Annotated in this window: 23 protein-coding genes and 1 other RNA gene; 15 read left to right on the top strand and 9 right to left on the bottom strand. The window is 40.2% G+C overall.

Annotated elements, in window-relative coordinates:
• Genes lpxD through lpxA form a run of 3 tightly spaced genes read left to right on the top strand, consistent with a single transcriptional unit; the run spans position 1 to position 2,346 of the window.
• Entirely contained in the window at positions 1-1,068 is a 1,068-nt protein-coding gene (gene lpxD, locus JZ787_RS10240) for a UDP-3-O-(3-hydroxymyristoyl)glucosamine N-acyltransferase (protein ID WP_218288357.1), read from the top strand.
• A gap of 7 nt (positions 1,069-1,075) precedes the next feature.
• Positions 1,076-1,561: a 3-hydroxyacyl-ACP dehydratase FabZ gene (gene fabZ / locus JZ787_RS10235; RefSeq protein ID WP_010326983.1), complete on the top strand. Its 486-nt coding sequence runs from the start codon at positions 1,076-1,078 to the stop codon at positions 1,559-1,561.
• Entirely contained in the window at positions 1,558-2,346 is a 789-nt protein-coding gene (gene lpxA, locus JZ787_RS10230) for an acyl-ACP--UDP-N-acetylglucosamine O-acyltransferase (protein ID WP_125273303.1), read from the top strand. The genes fabZ and lpxA overlap by 4 nt, the downstream gene beginning before the upstream one ends.
• A 59-nt stretch (positions 2,347-2,405) precedes the next feature.
• Here lpxA and JZ787_RS10225 read toward each other — a convergent pair whose 3' ends face one another.
• Entirely contained in the window at positions 2,406-3,251 is an 846-nt protein-coding gene (locus JZ787_RS10225) for a YbgF trimerization domain-containing protein (RefSeq protein ID WP_058869820.1), read from the bottom strand.
• A 274-nt stretch (positions 3,252-3,525) separates the two neighbouring features.
• On the opposite strand from JZ787_RS10225, the gene ffs reads away from it, so the two are divergent.
• Positions 3,526-3,622: signal recognition particle sRNA small type (gene ffs / locus JZ787_RS10220), an RNA gene on the top strand.
• 426 nt (positions 3,623-4,048) lie between these two features.
• Here the strand turns inward: ffs and JZ787_RS10215 are convergent.
• The 4 genes from JZ787_RS10215 to JZ787_RS10200 all read right to left on the bottom strand — a co-directional run bounded on the left by JZ787_RS10215 (position 4,049) and on the right by JZ787_RS10200 (position 7,029).
• A complete protein-coding gene (locus tag JZ787_RS10215; protein ID WP_346312237.1) occupies positions 4,049-4,654 on the bottom strand; it encodes a regulatory protein RecX in 606 nt (201 codons plus the stop codon).
• A 106-nt stretch (positions 4,655-4,760) separates the two neighbouring features.
• Positions 4,761-5,804: a recombinase RecA gene (gene recA, locus JZ787_RS10210; protein WP_005401034.1), complete on the bottom strand. Its 1,044-nt coding sequence runs from the start codon at positions 5,802-5,804 to the stop codon at positions 4,761-4,763.
• A gap of 114 nt (positions 5,805-5,918) precedes the next feature.
• Positions 5,919-6,362, bottom strand: a complete 444-nt coding sequence (locus tag JZ787_RS10205) for a S4 domain-containing protein (protein WP_004696588.1) — start codon at positions 6,360-6,362, stop codon at positions 5,919-5,921.
• Entirely contained in the window at positions 6,355-7,029 is a 675-nt protein-coding gene (locus JZ787_RS10200; protein WP_004981908.1) for an HAD-IA family hydrolase, read from the bottom strand. Before JZ787_RS10200 ends, JZ787_RS10205 begins: the two co-directional genes overlap by 8 nt.
• Before the next feature lie 671 nt (positions 7,030-7,700).
• Between JZ787_RS10200 and JZ787_RS10195 the strand changes: the two genes are divergently transcribed.
• From JZ787_RS10195 to JZ787_RS10180, 4 genes are all read left to right on the top strand, one after another.
• Positions 7,701-7,946, top strand: a complete 246-nt coding sequence (locus tag JZ787_RS10195; protein ID WP_004696593.1) for a hypothetical protein — start codon at positions 7,701-7,703, stop codon at positions 7,944-7,946.
• Positions 7,947-8,266: 320 nt separating this feature from the next.
• A complete protein-coding gene (locus JZ787_RS10190) occupies positions 8,267-8,518 on the top strand; it encodes a hypothetical protein (RefSeq protein WP_005401037.1) in 252 nt (83 codons plus the stop codon).
• A 495-nt stretch (positions 8,519-9,013) separates the two neighbouring features.
• Entirely contained in the window at positions 9,014-9,868 is an 855-nt protein-coding gene (locus JZ787_RS10185; RefSeq protein WP_346312236.1) for a 3'(2'),5'-bisphosphate nucleotidase CysQ, read from the top strand.
• A 54-nt stretch (positions 9,869-9,922) separates the two neighbouring features.
• Positions 9,923-10,654 carry a histidine phosphatase family protein gene (locus tag JZ787_RS10180; protein ID WP_004696597.1) on the top strand — a complete coding sequence of 244 codons (732 nt, stop codon included), beginning with the start codon at positions 9,923-9,925 and terminating at the stop codon, positions 10,652-10,654.
• Between the two features lie 140 nt (positions 10,655-10,794).
• On the opposite strand, the gene JZ787_RS10175 is transcribed toward JZ787_RS10180, so the two are convergent.
• Positions 10,795-11,235, bottom strand: coding sequence for a hypothetical protein (locus JZ787_RS10175; RefSeq protein ID WP_010326978.1), 441 nt, complete (start codon positions 11,233-11,235; stop codon positions 10,795-10,797).
• A 467-nt stretch (positions 11,236-11,702) separates the two neighbouring features.
• On the opposite strand from JZ787_RS10175, the gene JZ787_RS10170 reads away from it, so the two are divergent.
• Positions 11,703-14,324, top strand: coding sequence for a M66 family metalloprotease (locus tag JZ787_RS10170; protein WP_346312349.1), 2,622 nt, complete (start codon positions 11,703-11,705; stop codon positions 14,322-14,324).
• Positions 14,325-14,558: 234 nt separating this feature from the next.
• Here the strand turns inward: JZ787_RS10170 and rpsT are convergent, their stop codons facing one another.
• Positions 14,559-14,825: a 30S ribosomal protein S20 gene (gene rpsT / locus JZ787_RS10165; protein ID WP_004696602.1), complete on the bottom strand. Its 267-nt coding sequence runs from the start codon at positions 14,823-14,825 to the stop codon at positions 14,559-14,561.
• Between the two features lie 213 nt (positions 14,826-15,038).
• On the opposite strand from rpsT, the gene JZ787_RS10160 reads away from it, so the two are divergent.
• From JZ787_RS10160 to JZ787_RS10150, 3 genes are read left to right on the top strand one after another with little or no spacing between them, the layout of a single operon-like run.
• Positions 15,039-15,704: a nucleoside-diphosphate sugar epimerase gene (locus JZ787_RS10160; protein ID WP_346312235.1), complete on the top strand. Its 666-nt coding sequence runs from the start codon at positions 15,039-15,041 to the stop codon at positions 15,702-15,704.
• An 8-nt stretch (positions 15,705-15,712) separates the two neighbouring features.
• Positions 15,713-16,225 (top strand): ribonuclease E activity regulator RraA, encoded by a 513-nt coding sequence (rraA, locus tag JZ787_RS10155; RefSeq protein WP_346312234.1) that lies wholly within the window; start codon positions 15,713-15,715, stop codon positions 16,223-16,225.
• A 49-nt stretch (positions 16,226-16,274) separates the two neighbouring features.
• The gene (locus JZ787_RS10150; protein WP_004696607.1) at positions 16,275-17,054 is read left to right on the top strand and encodes a glutathione S-transferase N-terminal domain-containing protein; all 780 of its coding nucleotides are present in this window, start codon (positions 16,275-16,277) and stop codon (positions 17,052-17,054) included.
• Positions 17,055-17,211: 157 nt separating this feature from the next.
• On the opposite strand, the gene JZ787_RS10145 is transcribed toward JZ787_RS10150, so the two are convergent.
• Both JZ787_RS10145 and JZ787_RS10140 read right to left on the bottom strand, forming a co-directional pair.
• Positions 17,212-18,123 carry an alpha/beta hydrolase gene (locus JZ787_RS10145; protein ID WP_346312233.1) on the bottom strand — a complete coding sequence of 304 codons (912 nt, stop codon included), beginning with the start codon at positions 18,121-18,123 and terminating at the stop codon, positions 17,212-17,214.
• Positions 18,124-18,145: 22 nt separating this feature from the next.
• Entirely contained in the window at positions 18,146-18,685 is a 540-nt protein-coding gene (locus JZ787_RS10140; protein ID WP_039890479.1) for a PadR family transcriptional regulator, read from the bottom strand.
• A gap of 169 nt (positions 18,686-18,854) precedes the next feature.
• Here JZ787_RS10140 and JZ787_RS10135 point away from each other — a divergent pair, with 169 nt between their 5' ends.
• The 3 genes from JZ787_RS10135 to JZ787_RS10125 all read left to right on the top strand — a co-directional run bounded on the left by JZ787_RS10135 (position 18,855) and on the right by JZ787_RS10125 (position 22,663).
• Positions 18,855-20,879: an NADPH-dependent 2,4-dienoyl-CoA reductase gene (locus tag JZ787_RS10135; RefSeq protein WP_346312232.1), complete on the top strand. Its 2,025-nt coding sequence runs from the start codon at positions 18,855-18,857 to the stop codon at positions 20,877-20,879.
• Positions 20,880-21,070: 191 nt separating this feature from the next.
• Positions 21,071-21,484, top strand: a complete 414-nt coding sequence (locus JZ787_RS10130) for a nuclear transport factor 2 family protein (RefSeq protein WP_004981883.1) — start codon at positions 21,071-21,073, stop codon at positions 21,482-21,484.
• A gap of 81 nt (positions 21,485-21,565) precedes the next feature.
• Entirely contained in the window at positions 21,566-22,663 is a 1,098-nt protein-coding gene (locus JZ787_RS10125; RefSeq protein ID WP_058951785.1) for an alpha/beta fold hydrolase, read from the top strand.
• Positions 22,664-22,706 lie beyond the last annotated feature (43 nt).

Here is a 22,706-nt window from a genome sequence, read left to right as displayed (position 1 = left end):
ATGAATCCTCAACAGTATCGCTTAGAAGATCTTGCTCGTTTAGTCCAAGGTGAGTGTGTAGGTCAAGCTGATTTAATCCTTAAGGGATTAGCAAGTCTAGATTCGGCAGAATCTAGACATCTTGCATTTGTAAATGGTGAAAAATACTTAGAGCAAGCACAGCAGTCTAAAGCTGGAGCATTCATTGTTACAGCTGATCTGAAAGATCACTTGGTAGAACATCAAAACTTTATTGTTGTTACCAATCCTTATTTAGCCTTTGCCATTTTAACCCATGCTTTTGAGGTTAAGCACACTGAACAGGGCATCGAAAGCACTGCGCAGATACATCCTTCTGCAATCATCTCAGATACAGCTTATATTGGACATTATGTGGTCATTGGAGCAAATTGCGTTGTTGGCGATGACACGATTATCCATTCACATGTCAGCATACATGATGGGGTTGAAATTGGCCGCAGCGGTTTAATTGAATCGCATGTAAATTTGATGTCATGCAAAATTGGCGATCGTGTTCGTATTCATGCCAATACTGTGATTGGTAGTGAAGGTTTTGGTTTTGCCCCTTATCAAGGGAAATGGCATCGAATTGCTCAATTGGGTTCGGTCATCATCGGTAATGATGTACGGATTGGTTCAAATTGTAGTATTGATCGCGGTGCATTGGATGACACAATTTTGGAAGATGGTGTCATTATTGATAACCTTGTGCAAATCGCCCATAACGCTAAAATTGGTGCCAATTCTGCTTTTGCTGCCAATACCGCAATTGCGGGTAGTACAACCATTGGCAAAAATTGCATCGTAGGTGGTGGGTCTGCAATTGCAGGGCACCTAAATATTGTTGATAATGTCACTTTAACTGGAATGTCAATGGTCACAAATAATATTTCTGTGGCCGGAACGTATTCTTCAGGAATTGGACTGTTTGAAAATCAAAAGTGGAAACGCACCGTTGTTCGTTTAAGACAATTAGCAGATGTGCCATTGACCCAATTGGTAAAAAAACTTGATCATATGCAGGCTCAAATTGAGTCCCTTGAATCAACAATTAAATTGCGTAAATAGAAATATGATGACTGAGTCGAATTCTACTAGTTTCACGAAACCTGAATTGCCAATGACGATTCAAACTATTCGTGAGTACTTACCACACCGCTATCCTTTTTTATTGGTCGATCGTGTTGTTGATGTGACTGAAAATGGAATTGTGGCGTATAAAAATGTGTCTATTAATGAAGAATTTCTTCAAGGCCATTTCCCTAATTATCCAATTATGCCTGGTGTTTTGATTGTCGAAGCATTAGCGCAAGTTTCAGGTATTCTTGGTTTCATAATGAACAATGAGAAACCAAGTGAAGGTTCTTTGTTCTTGTTTGCAGGTGCAGAGAAAGTTCGCTTTAAAAAGCAAGTCGTTGCAGGCGACCAATTGGTGTTAAAATCAGAATTGGTCATGCAGAAACGTGGTATTTACAAATATAATTGTATTGCCACCGTTGACGGTGTAGTAGCAGCATCTGCGGAAATTATGGTTTCGCATCAGAAAATAGAGCAATCATGAGCAATAACGAATTTATTCACCCAACAGCAATCATCGATGCATCTGCCGTGATTGCAGCAGATGCAAAGATTGGACCGTATTGTATTATTGGTCCAAATGTCACTATTGGTGCAGGTACGCAGTTACATTCGCATGTAGTGGTCGGTGGTTATACGCGTATTGGAGAACACAATGAAATTTTCCAATTCGCAAGCGTGGGTGAGGTCTGCCAAGATCTAAAATATGCAGGTGAAGAAACCTGGTTAGAAATTGGTGACCATAATAAAATTCGTGAGCATTGTAGTTTACACCGTGGTACGGTTCAGGATCACGGTATAACCAAGATTGGTAGCCATAATTTATTGATGGTGAATACACATATTGCGCACGACTGCGTGGTCGGTGATCATAATATTTTTGCAAACAACGTCGGCGTGGCTGGCCATGTTCACGTAGGTGACTATGTGATTGTCGGCGGTAACTCGGGTATACACCAATTCTGTAAGATTGATTCTTATAGCATGATTGGTGGTGCGTCATTGATTGTGAAAGATGTACCTGCTTATGTGATGGTTTCTGGTAATCCTGCACATGCTTTTGCGATGAATGTTGAAGGTATGCGTCGTAAAGGTTGGTCTAAAAATGTGATTCAAGGTTTACGTACAGCATTTAAACTGATCTATAAAGAAGGTTTGACGACAGAGCAGGCTTTAGAACGTATCCGTGCAGAAATTTTGCCTGAAGTTGCTGAAGCACAATTGCTCATCGATTCATTAGAGCAATCAGAGCGCGGCATTGTGCGTTAAGCTTATTTCAGATATAAAAAAAGACACTTCGCGTGTCTTTTTTTATATCTGTAGGAAAATTATTTTTTAAAGAAAGAGGCTTCTTCAGACTTGGGATATTGCTTAAGAAGTTTGGCTTTGTATTGGTTGGCCTGAGTCGAGTTTTTATCCACTTCTTTGGCAATATTATAGAGCTGATAGACGGCTCGAGGTGCGCGCGAAGAGTTTGGGTATTGGTTTGCCACAATCCCGTAGTTCTTTTTCGCTTCTGCATAGTTGGTAGGTTCAATCGCTAAATTAAATTCCGCTAACCAGAAATATGCATTGCTGATGTAAACACTGTTGGGATTGTTTTTAATAAAATTTTGCATGGGTGCAATCGCTTTCTTCGCACCACCTTGCTTATAGGCATCCAATGCGACAGTATACGCGGCTTTTTCTAGCTCAGATGGCTCTGATGTGTTTTGCGTACTGACCACTACAGGTGCTTTGTTTACTGCGGCTGCGGTTGTGTTACTGCTGGGGTTGGTGATTGTGGTGTTACTGGGAGGAGTATCCTGTTGGTTATCCTCCGTTGTGGTACTCGCTTCAGGGTCTACTTTTTGCTGAAGTAACTCTAAGCGTTGATCTAGGTCAGCGTAACGATTTTCCAACTCATGTTTGAGTTGAGCGATCTCGTTGTCTTGCTCTTCAAGTTTACCGCGTAAGCTACGCAAATCACTTTCTAATTGTTGGTTCTTTTGCATGATTTGCCAATTAATATTGGTTGCTGTTGCACTCGCACCTGTGTCTACTGCGACGCTGGTTGGATTGACACTATTGTTCGTTGCTTGGCTTAAGCCGCGAGATTCAATTGGAATATTGGCGAAAACAGGCGTTGTGCAAAGTAGGGTGAGGGCACATAGGCTATGCTTCTTTAGCATCATAAAATATCCGTGTTATAAGGCTTTGATGGGGGACACATCAAACAAAATTCATTTCCCTCATTAAAAACGGCAACGTTATGAATTGCAATAACCTTTTACATTGTTGTCGTATATTTAGGTAAATGAATGTAGCCTAGTCGTTACCAAAAATTGAGCGATTTTTCTTGATTTTGTTTTATAAATAGTCAATTGAATGAAATACTTATTGAAAAGTCGTTTATAGGCTTGCAACTTAGGGAAAAATCTCTATACTCTGTTCTTGCAATGGTAGCCCTGCCGGTTACTTCGCAATTGTACTCTACGAACCCCGCCAGGACCGGAAGGTAGCAACGGTAGTAGAAATATGATGTGCCGAAGGCTTGCTGGTAGGGTTGCCACCATATTCATTTATTAAAAATATAATAATCAATACACAAATACATTGTATGTAGACCAAATTTAAAAATATCTTGTCCATTGACTGTTATTACATTTGTAATATTTCCTATTATCTTTACCCTTAACTTTTATTTTAAAATTCATTTACTCTATTCCTCACCTCTTTTTGCTCTCTACCATGTGTATTTTTTCTTTTGGGCGTGATGTATTTCAAGCATTAGAAATCATTGCATTATTTTTTATCTTACACGTCTTGTATATATTTAAGCTTTTCTGAGTTTGGTTTGATTTATACTTATTTAAGAGTGCTATAATTTTATAATTCATTAACGATTACATGTAGTTAATGTTGGGTGTGAATATAAGATCAATATTTATAAAGGTGATTTGGGTATAGCTTGGTCAAGAGCGAATGGTGATTAGTCATCAACCCTGCGATTAATCGCTTTCATAATCGCGTCCATTTCAAAGCCACGATACATTAAAAAACGGATTTGCTTGGCTTTTAGTTTTGGATCTGTTGCGACCTCAATTCCATACTTTCTAACTTTGAGTTGATAGGCTTGTTCGACCCAATCTGTTTCTTTTAGTTCTTCTAAAATTAAACCAGTGTCAATCTTTTTAGTTTTAAGCGCCAGTTTAATGCGATTAGGGCCTTTGCCTTTACGCTTTTGGCTCGATAAAGTGATCTCAGCCACACGTTGATCACTCTGATAGTTTTGTGCTGAAAGCTCTTCAACCAGTTTAATCACTTCTTCGCGGTGCATTGCCCATGTGGCCAATTTTTCAATCAATTCTGCTTTTGAATATTCCTTACGTGTTAATACAGCAAAGGCATAAGAGCGTAGACGGGAACCTGTTAAACCTGTGGGTTTGGGTTGATTCTCTTCATCAAAATCTAAAGCAGCAGCAGTTTCTTGTGTTACCTGCGTGTGGCCGTATTGAGTAGCGGGGGATTCTTCCTCACCAAATTGTTGTTTGAGAGCATCATAGTCAAGGAGTTTAGGGAATTTTGAATTAGGCATAATCGGCTATGAAATAGATCTGAATAAACAAAACGCCCCGTAGGGCGTTTCTTAGTGTAAGCCTAAATGTCGTGTAATAACATTTAATCTTTTTCGATACCTTTAATTAAGCATCTAAAAAGTCTGGCTCTTCTTCATTCTCTTCTACAGGCGCAGCGTTTGCAGTCGTCAGTAGTTTTTCTCGAATGATTTTCTCAATGGTTTCAGCCAACTGAGGGTTTTCTTCAAGGTGACGGATCACATTGTTTTTACCTTGACCAATTTTATCACCTTGGTATGAATACCAAGCACCTGCTTTTTGTACGATTTCTTGTTGAACAGCCAAGTCTACAAGTTCGCCCAAATGGTTGACACCTTTACCATACAGGATTTGGAAGAGCGCTTCGCGGAATGGAGGTGCCATTTTGTTTTTGACAACTTTCACTTTGGTTTCAGAACCAACGATTTCATCGCCTTCTTTGACCTGACCTACGCGACGAATGTCTAAACGCACAGACGCATAGAATTTCAACGCATTACCACCAGTCGTGGTTTCAGGGCTACCAAACATTACACCAATTTTCATACGAATTTGGTTAATGAAAATCACCATACAGTTTGAACGTTTTGCATTACCTGTAATTTTACGTAATGCTTGGCTCATTAAACGCGCTTGAAGGCCCATGTGTGAGTCACCCATTTCACCTTCAATTTCCGCACGTGGTGTCAATGCTGCAACAGAGTCGACAACAATGAGGTCAATGGCACCAGAGCGAACCAGCATGTCTGCAATTTCAAGTGCTTGCTCACCATGGTCAGGCTGAGAAACCAGTAGATTGTCAATATCTACGCCAAGTTTACGCGCATACTGTGGGTCTAAAGCGTGTTCTGCATCGATAAATGCACATGTACCACCTGCTTTTTGACATTCGGCAATCGCTTGTAAAGTCATGGTTGTTTTACCTGAAGATTCAGGACCATAAATCTCAACGATACGACCTTTCGGTAAGCCGCCAATGCCTAGAGCAATATCAAGTGTCAAAGAACCCGTTGATACCGCTTCAACAGCTTGTACGGTGTTATCGCCAAGACGCATTACTGTGTTTTTACCAAACTGCTTTTCAATTTGGCTTAGCGCAGCATTGAGCGCCTTGCTTTTATTATCATCCATCTTACAACCTCAAAACGATGTCACGGATATTTACTGAATATGCTCAGTATAGTGACAGATTTAGTCTGTATCTTCTATAAAAGTCACATCGTGTGCGACACAATATGACGCATGTCATTCATCATCATTATAAGACCAATATTGGTCAAATTGTTGATCATTTTCTTGTCTAAACTTACTGATATCGCGTCGGTCTTTTTTACTTGGACGATGATCAGGTCGAGCTAGATTATGCAACTTTCTTTGGCTTGCAATCAATTCCCGTCGTGTAATACTGACTTCAGTTTCTTCATATAATTTTTGTGCAACAGGAGCGGGGCCACGCACGTCAGAGAGCTCTTTGATCACTACGGTTTTCTTGTCAATACCTTGTTGTATGGTGAGTTCCATTCCAACCCGAACTTCTCTCGACACTTTGACACGTTCGCCATTGTGGTGAACTTTGCCTCCCTCAATTGCATTTTTGGCAATGGAACGTGTTTTAAAAAAACGTGCTGCCCATAACCATTTGTCAATACGCATGCCGACAGCATCTTCCGCTAAAGTAGATTTACGCATATTTGGCCGTGACCTCAGCTTGCTCTAAATAAGGAATTAAATCGGTGAGCTGATTTAAGATCGGATAAGGGCTGGATGTCTTGCTTTGACCTAGTGATGAGGGTTGAGCAATGGTAAATAGGTTTTGAATACCATAACTTTCAGCACCCTTTAGTACTTTTTCAGTGTCATCGATAAAGTAACACTGTGTGGCTGCAAAAGGATGGCGTTCATGGAGATGTTGCCAAAACTCAGTAAACTCTTTGGCATGACCGAGAGTTTCACTGCTAATAATGACATCGAAATATGAAGCCAGTTTCGTGTGTTCAAGTTTGAACTTGAGTCCCTCGCAGTCAGCATTAGTGGCAAGCCAGCAAGGGTAGCCGTTACTTTTTAAATAGTCGAGAAGTTCAAGACAGCCTTCACGTAGGCTAACTTTATGCTTAAATTCCTGCTGCAAAGCGAGCGTATCTACGCCGACTTTGGCTGTCCAAAAGCGCGTAGAATACCAATTGAGTGTGTGATTATGGGTTTGATAAAACTGAAACAGGGCCTGAGTACTTTGTTCTAAAGAGCACTGGTGTTGTTCAGCATAACGGATAGGAAGCTGATGATTCCAAATAAAATCATCATAGGCAAGATCTAGTAATGTGCCGTCCATATCAAAAATGATAATTGGCTTTTCCACTCAAAAAATCTCCAATGTTTCAAAGTTCAGCAACGGCTATAGAAAACAGTTAGCAGTCGATCTAGTAGTTTTACTTTATGCAAATATGGCGTAATTATAGCGTATAGCTGCATAAGCTTACGGACTTGCATACCTCATTGTCAAAAATTGAAGAATATGGGATCTCAATTTTTTAAGTCAGAGTATATAAGATGTGTTAATCGCACATTGATCCACAACAATATTGAACTTCAACATAAGAAATGATTCACCTTATGGAGAAGGAAGAGTTTTTGTAAACATCCGATGAGAACACTTAGAGCAGTCATTATTATAGAAAAACCTCTACTGTTGCTGCTGACCTAAATCAGCCATGGATTACAATGGACTGCATCATTGGTTTTTTCAGCTTTTCAGTACCACTTAGCTATTCGGCTCTCATATCTATCTAATCTATTTCATCAAATGTTCATTTTACATCGATACTATTAACACCACCTGAGGGCGATTTTTTATGTTTGAAGCTAAATTTAAATCACTTCAACTGATGGAGAAAGATTCGTTGTATCCAGCCCAGCGCAATAAAAGTAAGTTTTCTGACAAAAATAAAAAATAAAGTGGTTTTTCTGGTTATTTACACAAGAATCGGTTAAAAAAGATGTGGCGAATGAGAATAAAATAGAGAGGAATGGATGAGTGAATTAAATTTAGATTTTTTAGATGAAACCTTAGATAAATATGAAGCAAAAGGTAAGAAAAAGGCCATTAAAAAAATCCGTATTGGTTATATGCTCTATGCAAAATTTATGTCGAATAAAAAATTTGCAGAAAATGTAATGAGTTCATCTTTAGATCCAAATAAGCGGACTTATCGCAATACCAAGATTAAAATTACGCACGATGAATATGAGTTAACCTTTTTACGTAATGATGATTAAGTATTCAATTGTGTTAAAAAGCCCTAAGGTTTCATTTATCTTAAATATTTGGTCTGTAGAGTGTGTGACATAAAGAAATGAAAATATAATGATTAGATGATGTTTGTGCAGTTAAGCCTGTTTATTTGGAGAGAGGTAAACAGGTTTTTTATTATAATAACTTTCTGGTCTGAGTGATTGCAGACTAAAAGCCCGATTTGTTTTTATACTGATCGGGCTTTTATTTTTCTATTGAAATGAAAATAGTGAGAAAGATGATTTCTGACATCTTTTGATCATATTGTTCATGGATAATCTTTTTTATTTTGAGTTGCTTCGATATGTCAATTGTTACTGCAAATGAACTAGACGATATTCTAAAAGAATTAATTTCCAAAAATAAAAAGCCTGAAAAGATTTTGATTGGTTATAAAGCATATAGCGAGCTTATGAATGACCGAAAGTTTTTGCATGAAGTCGCTAGTTCGGCTATGGATCCGAATAAAAGAAAGTATCAAAAGATTAAGATCAAAGTGACGCAGGATGAGTATCAATTAGAAGTGAAGTGTTCAGATAAAAATGAGTCGCTGTAAAGTAATTTAAAAAAACTGGAGAAAGAGTGCATTTTTTAATTGATGTATTTTAAATGCAGGTTTATACTACACTCGAAATTAAAGCGCTGTAGCTTTTCTTGTTTTATATCCCACGCTCCCATGCGTGGGATTTTTTTGCGCGATGATTTTTCCTAAAGTAATCACTTGGATGTATAAAGCTGAAAAGAAGTTAAGCGTAAGTACAAATTAGAAACGGTCAGCTTGTGACTTTCTCTAGTCTCAATATTTAAGGTGTGGGTAAAGGTAAAGTCAGGTTGATTGGACCACTCAACCCAAAGTCAAAAGAAGAATTGGAATTGAGTGATATTTCCTGAGTGTCTTAGGCGTATAATATTTTTAAGGCAGTGTTGAAAAAGTGTTCGCGTGTTCTCCTCTGAGGTGACTGTATACCGTTGAATACGAGGCGATCAGCATGCTGCTATCCCAATAGATGAACTTCTCGATCTATAACTTAATGAATAAAAAGGCGGTCTCATGTTTAAGCCCACAACTGCACCTCAAGATGCGCTGATATTGCAACTTGTACCGATTGTGACTCAAGCGTGCGAGATTTTACGAGCAGAGTATCAAGCTTATGTTGCAGGTGGTGATTTTACAGTTGAACGAAAATACGATCATTCACCCGTCACGCAAGCGGACTATCGTGTCAATCAATTTATTACTGATGCTTTAAACAACACCTTTCCTCATTTGCCTGTTCTTTCTGAAGAAGGGCAGCATGCGCATAGACAGCAGTGGCAGTCTTTTTGGATGCTTGATCCTTTAGATGGCACCAAAGAATTTTTGCATCAACGTCCTGAATTCACCATCAATCTCAGTCTTATTGAGGGTGCGCATACAACTTTTGCGGTACTGGCTATTCCTTGTGAACAGCAAATTTACTTCTGTCCACTACAAGGTCAGCCTTTAAAATATAATATTGAAAAAGACGTATGGTCTGAATATGTTCCAGTTGAAAACCACAGTGCTGTTAAAGTCGGCTTAAGTCAAAGTAGTCAGAGTAAACCACAGTACCATGTGTATTTAGAGCAGTTAGAAAAACTTACACCTATTCAAGAGTATCGCGCAGGGAGTGCATATAAGTTTTGTATGGTGTTGGAAGACCGAGTCGATATTTACCCGCGCTTTCACCCAACGAGTGAGTGGGATACCAGTGCTGGGCAGTGTTTATTGGAGCGAATCGGTGGTGGTTTGGTTGATTTTCAGGGACGACCATTCGTATATAACCAAAGATTGAGTTTACTGAATGGCGGTTTTATTGCATATCGAAATAAAGATATGAAAAAACTGGCATTACAAGCACTTGAACTAATGCCTTCGTCGGCTTGAGCTAAAAACTGAGCGTGCTATAGTGTTTTTTGAATTATTGAGTTGCTAGTGATTATGGCCTTAGAGTTACTCCCGCCTAGTATGTTGAAGGCAATTGATTTATTGCCAGATGCAAAAACGCCAGTGACGTTGTTTACACGTCATTCCATTCGTGAAGTTGTTACGGGTCAGGGGCTTGCAGGCTATGATTTACAGTTGACGCATCAAGGGCGAGATTTGGCGGAGGCGTGGGGTTCCTATCTGATCGATAATACGGATCGAGTGATACAACACTGTATTTCTAGCCCAATTCAACGTTGTATTGATACCGCTGCGTTAATGATTCAAGGGGCAGATGGACAAACCCTTGAGCCAAATACCCACCGTATTGAAATTATCGAACAAGGTTTATTGGTTGAGCCAGGCAGTTTTGTTTTGGATATTAAGCAAGCCGGCCCTTATTTTCAGCGTCAAGGCGCTCTAGGATTTATTAATAGCTTTGTGAATAATGCCTTACCTGGTATGAAGCATCCGATTCACGGTGTCGTAGATGTATTGGAGCTTATATATAACACGCATCCGAACAACCCTTATGGTTTGAGCCTTGCGGTCAGTCATGACACGATTTTAGCTGCGATTTTGGCGGTTATTTCAGGGCGTACGATTGTGACCAAAGAAGACTGGCCGAAAATGATGGAAGGTCTTTTCGTATGGTTTGAGGGAGATGTGTTTTTGGAATCAAAATTGAAATGGATTTGGCGTGGGGAAATGAATGAACTGAATATTCATGAATTTCAAAATCTGTAAGTGCTTTGTTTAAAAATAAAAATTAATTCAACTAAAAATCTCGTTCATTCATTTAGACGTTCGTTTGAACGAGAAAAAGAATATACGAGATTTATAGATCGATCATTCGTCGGCTTTATTAAATGCTATATCGCATCAATTTAAATTTTGGCTTTGAGTCGATTGGGAAAATCGAGTAAGTCGATACTTAGGCCTTCATCATTTAAAGGCCATAATGAGGTATTCACCGCTACGCTGTGCTGATGAATGCGATTGTATTTATCTGCAGCAATGAGCGTGGCAATCTCATGATTCGAAAGGGTATAAGCATTGACAACATCGGCTGGATATTGAGTGCGGTCATAAAACTCAGCTTCCGTTTCCCCTTGGTGCAGTGCAAAAATACGTTCAATTGCAGGCAAGTAAACGCCATAGCCTAACCACGCGTCAACGCCCTGAGAGGCCTGAATTTCTGCGGTTCCACGCATATTTGAGATGACTTTGGCGAGTATGTCTTTTTCACCTTTGGTATGAAAATACTCAATATATTGTTGTTCTGTCGGTTGGAATTTTTCAAGTGTTGGAAGAAATTTATTAATCATGCTATTCCCCAGTAGAACATTCTATGTGGTTTCATTATAAGAAAACAGAATACCATAATTTATTTATGGGATTTTAGTCGTTTTGGATCTAAAAATTAAAATAAGCTACGTGCTTACAAAGAAAATTAATTGAAATATATTTTTTAAAAGAAATTGACTGACAAATATTGGCACTATATTGGTGCAAATTCAAATGTATAACTCATCATTATTTTTCATAAATTCAAGCCCTGTCACAGAACTTTTACTTTTCGGACTTTAGTTTTAAGGTTTATAAAAAATATGTTCTGAAGTGACAAATTATGTAAATTGAATATGAATAGAAAATAGTGTTAAATAATTAAGCTTTTGATTTATATAAATTATTAATGGTTTTTTGATTTTTATTTGTGACTATTTTGGGGGAAGATGTGAAAAGTGTGAATGAGTTCTTGTATTGCAAGCTAAGTCTTTGTGTTGTAACGCTGATGCTTGCTGCATGTGGTGGTGGAGAGAGTGGAACCGAAAACTCTACAACGCCTGTAGTGAAAACCTATGCGGAACCTACACAGGATGTGGCTGATGTAAATACATTGGGTTATTTTGATTACGATGCAAACTCAAAAATACGTGTGATACGAAATGATTTAACTGGTAGCTTTGAGGCGATGCTGCAATTTGGTCAGAGTCATGTGGTTGATCCAAATGGTAATGAAAGTAAAAAAATGCCGCGTCTGACGATGGAAAAAGAAGCGCTATTGCTAGTTACGCCAACTGATAGCATGGGGAAAATTGATGGTCTGAGTGCTGATATTTACATGAATAATCAGTTGCTCCGCACAGTTATATTTAACGATCCAACTCAGATTCCTCAGTCTGATCAAACTAATACTGATGAGCGTGCGCGTGTGCAATATAGTAAGCGTGCGTGGAGTGCTCGACTCAATTGGGATGAAATACGTCCAGGTTTGCGTATTCAGTTTAAAGATTCTCATGGACGGCAGGGGCAAATCGCGGAAGATAAAATTGATTTTGCCTCTCCTGGAGAGTTGGTCTTAAATAATATTCGTATCGGCATGTTAACTGCTCCTCCTGTTTCCAATGGTCACTATATGCTGAATGATCCTGTTCGGGCAGGTTCAGATTACTTTCAAACGATTCCAGCTGCTGAAATGACCGTTGCAAAATATGATGATATTCAGTTAGATCGCGTCATGATTGCCGACGGGACGATTTACGATACGGCAAGTGCCAGCCAAGGCGGGGTTTATGAGGGTGACATGCGTGAAAACGTGGGGAAGTCGACATTTAGTGTAGGCATTAATCTAGCAAACTGGGGAATTACCAGTGCTTCGATGGTAAATCAAGATCAACCACAATTAACCCAAACCGTAGTTGCACACCATAGCCGTGGAAAATATGCCAATGGAGAAAGTAATCATGGCTTAAGTGGTGGTAACGGCATGCTAACGTTGTATGATTCGGTTGGGAATGAATTTAGTCATGAAATTGGACACCACTATGGATTGGGGCATTATCCTGGGCAGGAGAAGGGTAATGATTTCTGGACCTCTCATCATGCGGACAGTGGTTGGGGTTATATTCCGTATCGTAATATGATGCGGGGTAATTTGATTTGGAATAATAAGGATTTATGGGCTTCTTCTACAGGAATTGCAAATTTTTTAGCTTTATATCCACATAGCCGAGATGCCATGTCTGGTGGTTATGCATCAAGCTCAGTTTCACGTTATACCCACTATACGGGTTACAGCACCTTCGAAAAAATTCAACCTCAATTTAATAAACTCTTAGTGTGGGACAAGACTTCACCGACGGGTTATAAAAAGTGGAATGCTAAGACTAGGCAAATGGAAGTGTTTCAAGAGAAGATGCCCAATTCTTCAGCACCTGTCTGGTATCAACCAAAGCAAAACTATCTACGCCCACGTGTTTTTGGTGAGCCTGTAGTGACCATTTTGGGTGGCTATGACCCTGTTGCAAAGGTTGGGCTACTATATCCTGCGGCACGTTCAAACTGGGGCAATGTTTATGATTTACCCGCTGCAAATACGGCGTTAAATCAGGATGCATGTTGGTTAAATGTACAGTATCCAAATACAGTAACCAATATTGCACTGGCTCCGACACGATTAGGTAGTAATGCCAATAAATTACATGTCAATTTAGCGCTTGCAGATCACCCTCAAAAAGTTGATTTATATTGTAAGCAGGCCAATGCTGCTGCCAAATTATTATCGACTACAGTGATTCCCCAATATGCTACGGCTATTACGCCTGCAGTTAAGATTGGGAAAGCACAGGGTTATAAAGCCTTACGCGATGTAGAGTTGCCCCTACTTGAGCAAGAGCTACTGAATCAAGCCGCGAATAATATTATTGTTTTGTCACCAAACGGTTCAATGGTTTATCAGGCTTATAAATCGTATAAAAATGAGATGAGTTTAGCTGCACAGCAGGTACTTGAGCGTTATGAAGAGCAAGAAACTAGATGGATGCGTTTAAATCGTTGGGTAAATGTTTATTATGATGATTTAGCCAAAGATGTACCTGCTGCGATTGATGCACTCAATGCTTTTATCAAACAGCTAGGTTTACAACAAGATGACCCACTTGCACAAAGTGGATTGTTGAAAAATAACAAGAATTGCTTAAAAACAGAGCTGGCATCTAACCAAAAAATGGATGTTTACATTAGTGGTCCATCGGCTTGTACTGCTGATGATACGGAGCAGTGGGTTTATGACAGTTTAGGACGTATCCATAGTAAAGCGGCTATGGGACAATGTTTAACGGGTAATGGAGGAAGTGCTAAAGTCACCTTGACTGACTGTGTGGCGAATAATACAGCACAAGTGTGGTCAATGGATGCGACGACGTCTGCTATTAAACAATCAGGACAGTGCTTAGATCTAAACTCGGGTAATTTGGTAAATAACCGTCAGATTGCAATTCGATATGGCTGCTCTGGAAATAATAATCAAAAATGGACAATGCTGAACCAAAATACAAGCTTGATTTTAGCTGGGGCAACATCAAGAAACATGGGTATTTTAGTGAAAAACTTGAAAACTCAATCTTTGAATTAAACCACTGCTCATCTGGCAAATGATTTAACATGAAATGAAAACGAGCTCCCTAAAAGGGGGCTTTTTTTGTAAGTAGATGTTCTCGTAGGTGCTAGAGAGCACTTGCTAAATTTTATTTGAGTTTTAAACCGTATTGTTAAGTATAGATGTACTGAAAAGGGTGTGCGCCTTGTGAAAGTTCAAAAAATAGATACAAAAAAAGCCCTTTAAAAAGGGCTTTTTTTAATGCATAAATTAGTTAGCTAAAGCTTTAACTTGTGCATTTAAACGGCTCTTATGACGAGCAGCTTTGTTCTTATGGATGATGCCTTTATCAGCCATACGGTCGATTACTGGTACAGCAGTTTTGTATGCTTCAGAAGCAACTGCGTAATCACCAGCAGCGATAGCAGCTACTGTACGTTTGATGTAAGTACGAACCATAGAACGTAAGCTTGCGTTGTGTTTGCGTGCTTTAACGTTTTGACGAGCACGTTTTTTAGCTTGAGCAGAGTTTGCCACTCGTGCACTCCTTGAAATAGATTGGTCTGGGCGGGCTGAAATTCAAACTGAAAACCACATCAGAAGAACAATCACCAGCCCGTAAACAAGTGGCATATTTTGATTAATATACGCAGTGAAGTCAAGTCTTGACATGCTTTGACTATATTTAAGATACATAAAAATTCTAAAGAAAAGGTAAGATTAGCCATCTGCATGGGAGTTTGTATAAAAATGACACAAAATATAGAACAAGCCATTGTGATTGGAGCAACGGGTTTGGTGGGCATAAACCTGATTCAACAATTACAACAACTGCCAAGTTGTAGCAAAATACTGGCTGTGGTCAGAAAGCATAATGTGCAGCTCGATCACTATGACAAAGTTCAGCAACTGGAGCTGGATGATTTTTTATTACTCAACCATGAAGATGTTCAGGGCTACAGTCATGCTTTTAGTTGTTTGGGGACGACTTTAAAGAAAGCTGGCTCAAAAGAGCAGTTTTATGCCATCGACTATGTGGTGAATGCACATTTTGCTGAATTGTTTGTTTTGACCAAAACCCATTATGTGTTGATCAGTGCCTTGGGCGCGCAAGCCAATTCGAAAATTTTCTATAATCGCGTCAAAGGTGAGCTTGAAGAGACCATTCGTGGACTCGATTTATATAAGGTCAGTATTATACAGCCATCCTTACTGATCGGACAACGTAATGAAGGTCGCATGTTGGAAGATATATTCCAAAAGGCTTATACCAAACTATCGCATTTTATACCAAAGCATTTTAAATATAAGCCAGTGACAGCAGAACAAGTGGCTCATACTATGGTCGAGGCTGCCCAAACGCAGACCGAGAAATTTGAAATATATGATAATTTACGCATACAAAAGACAAAATGAGGGGAAGTGTGGTGACGACAGCATTTGTGACATGCGATTTATTGGATGATCATCCTGAACTTGATTTACAAGTGGTTAGCCCATCAATGGATGGTAAGTTCTTTAAGAGCTATGGTGCGCGTAAAACCTTTGGTGGTCAGGTGGTTACGGTTAAATGTTTTGAAGATAACTCTCGGGTGAAAGAGCTGTTAGCAACAGATGGTACGGGTAAAGTATTGGTTGTGGATGGTGGCGCTTCGATGCGCTGTGCCTTGATGGGAGACTTAATTGCAGAGTCAGCAGTCAAAAATCACTGGAATGGTGTGGTGATTTATGGCTGTGTCCGTGATGTAGATGCGATTGCTGAACTAGATTTAGGGGTGCATGCTTTAGCTGCTATTCCACAAAAAAGTAACCGTAAGGGTGTAGGGGAAGTTGATATCAGCCTGCATTTTGGTGGTGTCAACATTCAATCAGGTCATTATCTCTATGCGGATAATAACGGCATTGTCATTGCAAAAGAAAAACTGGTCGATGAATAGGCACCAACCAGACTCATAACAACATCAACAAAAGATATGGACGTGTAATATGGTGAAGCATCAAATTAAAGTGATTCAGGCTCTTTTTTCGGGGCTTGCGCAAGGTGGGCGTGGTGTAACAGGAACGCCGCATCCTAAACAACCTGAGCAACCTTTAAAGCTCTATGAGTTTGAAGGCTCGCCATATTGTCGTCGTGTGCGTGAAGTACTGACTTTGTTGAACTTGGATTATGAAGTGTATCCATGTCCTAAGGGTGGAACTAAATATCGTCCTTTGGTGAAACAGTTGGGTGGAAAAACCCAATTTCCTTTTTTACTCGATGAGAACACTGACACCAAGCTGTACGAATCTGAAGATATTATTCACTACTTGTTTGAACAGTATGGACGCAGTGGTAAAACACCGAAAAAGTATGCACATTATCCCAAAACACCTTATGTTGCTTATGTCGGGACATTGGTAAATGGTGCGAGTGGGGTGTGGATCAACAAGAGTATTAAAGATCGCGTAGCGCCAGAACAGCTGTTACAACTTTGGGGATTTGAAGCCAGTCCTTATACTCGGATTGTCCGTGGTTTACTGACCGAGTTGGAGCTCCCTTTTAAGTTTCATAATGTGCCTAAAGAACGTTGGCAAGATCAAGGCCCAGCAGTACTGCGTTTGAAGCCGGGCAAGTATGTACCTTTGGCAGGTGGAAAGCGTGAGCAAGTTATGCAGGTGATGGGGCGTGATATTCAAGTGCCATATTTGGTTGATCCGAATACAGAAACGGCTTTGTTTGAGTCGGCAGATATTGTTGCTTATCTCAAGCAGACCTATGCAGCATAAGAAAAAGGCATCTCTTAGAGATGCCTTTTTTAATTCCTAAACATTGGTGTTTTATCGGGTTGATCTGATTTTTTGTCATTACAATGGAATGATGAATTGTGCTTATCTTTAGCTTTTATAAAAATATTCATTATTTGGCTGATAATACGACATGCATTTAAATATTCGTGGCGTTGAGGAAACGTGTAATTTCTTGGGAGAATTTGCGCGGTTCACTCAATAAAGGCGTATGCCCCGATTTTTTAAAGATCACCGTTTTGGCATGCGGTACGCTTGAGGCAATCAGCTTTTGCCCTTGAGCAGGATAAAGTTTTGAGTCTTCACCAATAAAAAATGTAGCTGGTCGGTCAAGCTGACTGAGCGCACTGCGATAGTCTTCTTGATGATCAAGATAATTTTGAATATACCAAGCCATATAGTCTAAACGCTGGATCGGGAGCATGAATTTTTGCAAGTATGGCTGTTGAAATGCTTTTTGAAATAAGGCCGCAGTTCGAGATGGCGTGGCTTGTAGTTGAATAAAAGCCAACCATTGCTTAACCAGTTCTGTACGCATAGACGCTGTTAAGTCTGAGACCAAACGATACTGTGCATTTTGGGCCAATAGGTCTGCAATGTTTTGTAGGATGACTTTGAAGTCAGCATGCTTTTCAGCAAATAAACCATGTGGCCAGTCTGCATCTACGCTAATCTTGGGAGTTTGGTCAATGTGTAAATAGCTACTGATATGGTCTTGAAAGCGACCATATTGCATACCATGCATGGCTGTCGTGGCGCCCATAGAGTAGGCAATCACATGGAATGCTGTATCAGCATATTGATTTAGAAAGCAGTTTAAATCTTGCCAGTGGCTGGAAATTGCATCCAGTGTGGGAATTTTGCACTGTGCTGAACCACCAAAACCCCGCCAGTCAGGAATGTAAAAGCGGTACTTTTTACGGTGTTGATATAAAAAAGGCAGCCATTGCCAACTTTGCATCCCTAAGCCAGATAAAACCAGTACAGGTGTGCCTTGTCCAAATTCTCGAACATAGAGTTTTTCGCCATCTGGCATTAAATAATGTGGCATGGTCCATCCTTTGCGTGGCTTATTATTTTTCGAAGTTTTTAAGCGCTGGAATCATGGTCTCTAGCCACTCAATCCAACCACATTCTAAATTAATTCCAAGTTGTAAAATCATTTTATGAATATATAAGGTACGATCATTTTCTTCAGCATGACCAAAGTCTTTGGCAAAAATACTTTGGTAGATCTGCAATTTTTCTTTGTGTAGGATCAGATGGCGTTCAAGTTCAGGCAAAACTGTATTGCCACCAAGCTGAGCCTCAACACGCAGTCTCACCATCAGTTCTTCACGGAGCTGGGCAGGTGGGCTTTGCTTTACTAACCAGTCCGCAAGTTCTGTACGTCCAAGCTGTTCTGCTTGATAGGTTTTTTTACGCGAGGTAGCACCATCATCTTCTACTGTTGAAATCCAGCCTTTGCTCTGCATAGCGCTGAGTTCTCTATATATCTGTTGATGTGTTGCATTCCAAAAGAAGCCCATTGAACGGTCAAAACGACGCGCTAACTCAATACCTGTGCTTGGTTTTTCAATCAAACTGGTCAATAAAACATGAGCTAATGACATTTCGGTAATATTTCGCAAATAAAATGGACGTAGAGTCATTATGCAACATGTTGCATAAAAAACAAATCTCGATTATAAAGATAAACATTATGCAACTTGTTGCATTAAATAATTTGATCTAACCTTGTATTTAAAATACCAGCCAGCGAAAGCACGCCAAGGAGTACACATGTCTAATTATCCGCATTTACTTGCGCCTTTAGATTTAGGCTTTACCACATTAAAAAACCGCGTATTAATGGGATCTATGCACGTTGGACTTGAAGAAGTTGAAGGTGGTTATGATCGCATGGCGGCATTTTATGCAGAGCGTGCCGCTGGCGGTGTAGGGCTAATCGTAACAGGTGGTATTTCACCGAATGATCATGGTGTGACTTTTCACGGTGGTTCTAAGTTAGATACTTTAGAAGAAGCGGAAAAGCATAAAGTCATCACACAAGCCGTACATGATGCGGGTGGTAAAATTGCATTACAGATTTTACATACAGGTCGTTATTCTTATCAGGCTGAAAACGTTGCACCTTCTGCAATTCAAGCACCGATTAACCCAGTAAAACCTCATGCTTTGACTTCTGCTGAAGTGAATCAGACTATTGCAGACTTTGTAAATTGTGCAAAATTGTCGCAAATCGCTGGCTATGATGGTGTTGAAATCATGGGCTCAGAAGGCTACTTAATCAATGAATTCATTGCGGCACGTACCAACCATCGTGATGATGAATGGGGTGGAAGCTATGAAAACCGTATTCGTTTCCCGATTGAAATCGTAAAACGCACTCGTGCAGAAGTGGGTGAAAACTTTATTATTATTTATCGTCTTTCAATGTTGGATTTGGTTGAAGGTGGTTCGACTTTAGAAGAAGTGATTCAGCTTGCCAAAGAAATTGAAAAGGCGGGTGCAACCATTATCAACACAGGTATTGGTTGGCATGAAGCGCGTATTCCAACGATTGCAACCAAAGTGCCACGTGCGGCATTTACATGGGTGACCAAGAAGCTAAAAGGTTCGGTTCAGATTCCTTTAGTGACGTCTAACCGTATTAATACCCCTGAAATGGCTGAACATGTTTTGGCTCAGGGTGATGCGGATATGGTGTCGATGGCACGCCCAATGCTTGCAGATGCTGAGTTTGTACTCAAAGCAGAACAAGGCCGTAGTGATGAAATCAATACGTGTATTGGTTGTAACCAAGCTTGTTTAGATCAAATTTTCTCCATGCAAATTGCGACGTGTTTAGTCAACCCGCGTGCATGCTATGAAACTGAACTGATTTTTAAAGAAAGTGCGGCTAAGAAAAATATTGCGGTGATTGGTGCTGGGCCTGCAGGTTTGAGTTTTGCGACTTATGCCGCTGACCGCGGGCATCAAGTAACTGTTTTTGATACAGCTAGTCAGATTGGTGGTCAGTTTAATATTGCGAAGACTATTCCTGGTAAAGAAGAGTTTTACGAAACACTGCGTTATTTTAAACGTAAAATTGAATTACAACCGAATATCAAATTGGTGCTGAATCATACCGCAACTTATGAGGAACTGAGCGCTGAAAGTTATGATGACATCGTGGTTGCAACAGGTGTTACTCCACGTGAGCTGACTATTGAAGGGATTGATCACCCGAAAGTGTTGAGCTATATCGAAGTTCTACGTGAGCGTAAGCCTGTTGGTAAAAAAGTCGCGATTATTGGTGCGGGTGGTATTGGTTTCGATACAGCAGAATACTTAAGCCATGAAGGTGAAAGCGGTAGTTTAAACCCACAAAAATTCTATGATGAGTGGGGAATCGACACCAGCTATGCACATGTCGGTGGCTTAAAACAGCCAGTCTTGGAGCAATCGGATCGGGAAATTTACCTTCTACAGCGTAAAGCGAAGGCAGTCGGTGCAAGCTTAGGTAAAACCACGGGTTGGATTCACCGCACAGGGCTAAAACATCGCGATGTAAAAATGATTGCAGGTGCAAGCTACGACAAAATTGATGATCAAGGTCTCCACATTACAGTGAATGATCAGCCAGCGGTTTTAGAGGTTGATCACGTGATTATCTGTGCAGGACAAGAGTCTTATACTGCAATGTACGACCAATTAAAAGCCGATGGTAAAAATGTGCATTTGATTGGTGGTGCGCAAGAAGCAGGTGAGTTGGATGCGAAGCGTGCGATTCGTCAAGGTGCGGAACTGGCTGCGACCATTTAATCGATAACAATAATTTATCCGCTTAAATTTTGTAATAAAGCTCCCTCTCCTATACGGAGAGGGTTTGGGAGAGATATTTTCTAAAATATTATCTTTTCCCTCGTGTAGCCTTTTCCATGAAACGTATGTGGTGTAAGAGAAGGTGCTTTTATTGCAGATTTGAGTGGATTCACTTTCATAAGGACATAAGAATGAGTTTAGCAACAACAAAACAAGCCTTGGTACGCTGGCATGATATGGTCACGACTCGTGATATGAGCATCTTAAATGAGCTTTTAGCAGAAGATGTCGTGTTCCGTTCACCGGTGGCATTTAATCCTTATCCGGGTAAGCAAGTGGTTTTTTTTATTTTAAGTAATGTGATTCAGGTTTTTGAAAACTTTACTTACCACCGTGAATTTTTTACAGAAGATGGTTTAAGTGTCGTCCTTGAGTTTTCTGCCAATGTCGGCGAAAAAAAGCTCAAAGGGATTGACATGATTCGTTTTAATGAGCAAGGTCAAATTGTAGATTTTGAAGTGATGATCCGTCCTAAATCGGGGTTAGAGGCCTTGGCTGTACAAATGGGACAGCGAATGGCAGCTTTTGCACCTCAAGCTGGATGATAAACGTGTGACTTGTTATTTATAGTTAGGCACGAAAATTGATGCATCACCAAGAAAGATAGGAAAAAAGAAGGTACTGATATGAATGCTGTGTTCAGTTTGCTAAACCAATTAAGCCAAACGGCGTGGGATCGAGTGACTGGTGCGGAACAACCGAAGCTCTATATTAATCCGAAAGGGCAAATTCAAGAGACTGTTGGGGCGCTTACACAGCTTCAAGAAAAGTACCGACCAACACCGTGGTTATCCAACACGCATGCCCATCTTTTGTATTTTGATGTGATTCGTAAGCGTCGGATTCAATTGGAATACGATCATTTTGATCAGTTAGAGATGCAAGACGGTGGGGTCACTGGCATTATGTGGTTCGGTTATGACTTGCCTGAAGCGACGCCAACGGTTGTGGTTATGCATACGATTACAGGCTCTCCTGAAAGTATGCGTGAGGTGGTGCGTGACTTAAATCGCTATACGGGTTGGCGTGTTGCACTGTGCTTACGCCGTGGACATGCAGACCTTCCAATGCCTGTACCCAAAATGAATCTTTTCGGTTCAACCGATGATTTACGTGAGCAAATTGCCTTTATTCAAAGCACATTTCCAAGTTCAACGTTGTATGCGGTAGGCTCTTCTGCGGGAACGGGGCTTTTGGTGCGTTACTTAGGCGAAGAAGGAAGTCAAACCCCTTTTAAGGCGGCCTTTGCCCTGTGTCCGGGTTATAACACGGAGTTGGGTTTTGTAAATGTGCATCCCTTTTACAGTAAGGTCATGACCAAGAAACTGTTTAAGAAATTTATTTTTCCCTACCAGCAAACGTGGCAACAAACAGCGTCTGTGTCGCAAGTTTTAATGACCAAAACCTTGGCTGAGTTTGAGTCGAGTTATTATGAAATGGCGGGTTATGTGGACTATGACAGTTATAACCAAGCCACAAACCCAATCTATGTATTTGAAAATGTCACCATTCCATTGCTGATTTTAAATGCAGAGGATGATCCCGTTTGTCACATTAAAAATTTTGAACCGTATAAAGACATGATCCGTCAAATGCCGAATATTGCCGTTGTGACCACCAAAAAAGGCAGCCATTGTGGCTTCTATGAAGGGGCACTCAATACCGAGTCTTGGGCAACCAAGCTGATTGCGGACTTTTTGAAATTGGAACAACAAAAACACTAAGTATAAAAAAGACCTACAGCAGTGTAGGTCTTTTTTTGATTGG

This window comes from Acinetobacter sp. BWR-L5, assembly GCF_039655985.1.
Lineage (GTDB): Bacteria > Pseudomonadota > Gammaproteobacteria > Pseudomonadales > Moraxellaceae > Acinetobacter > Acinetobacter johnsonii.
Note: the sequence above shows the minus strand (reverse complement) of the source record. Positions and strands in the feature narration are given on the sequence as shown.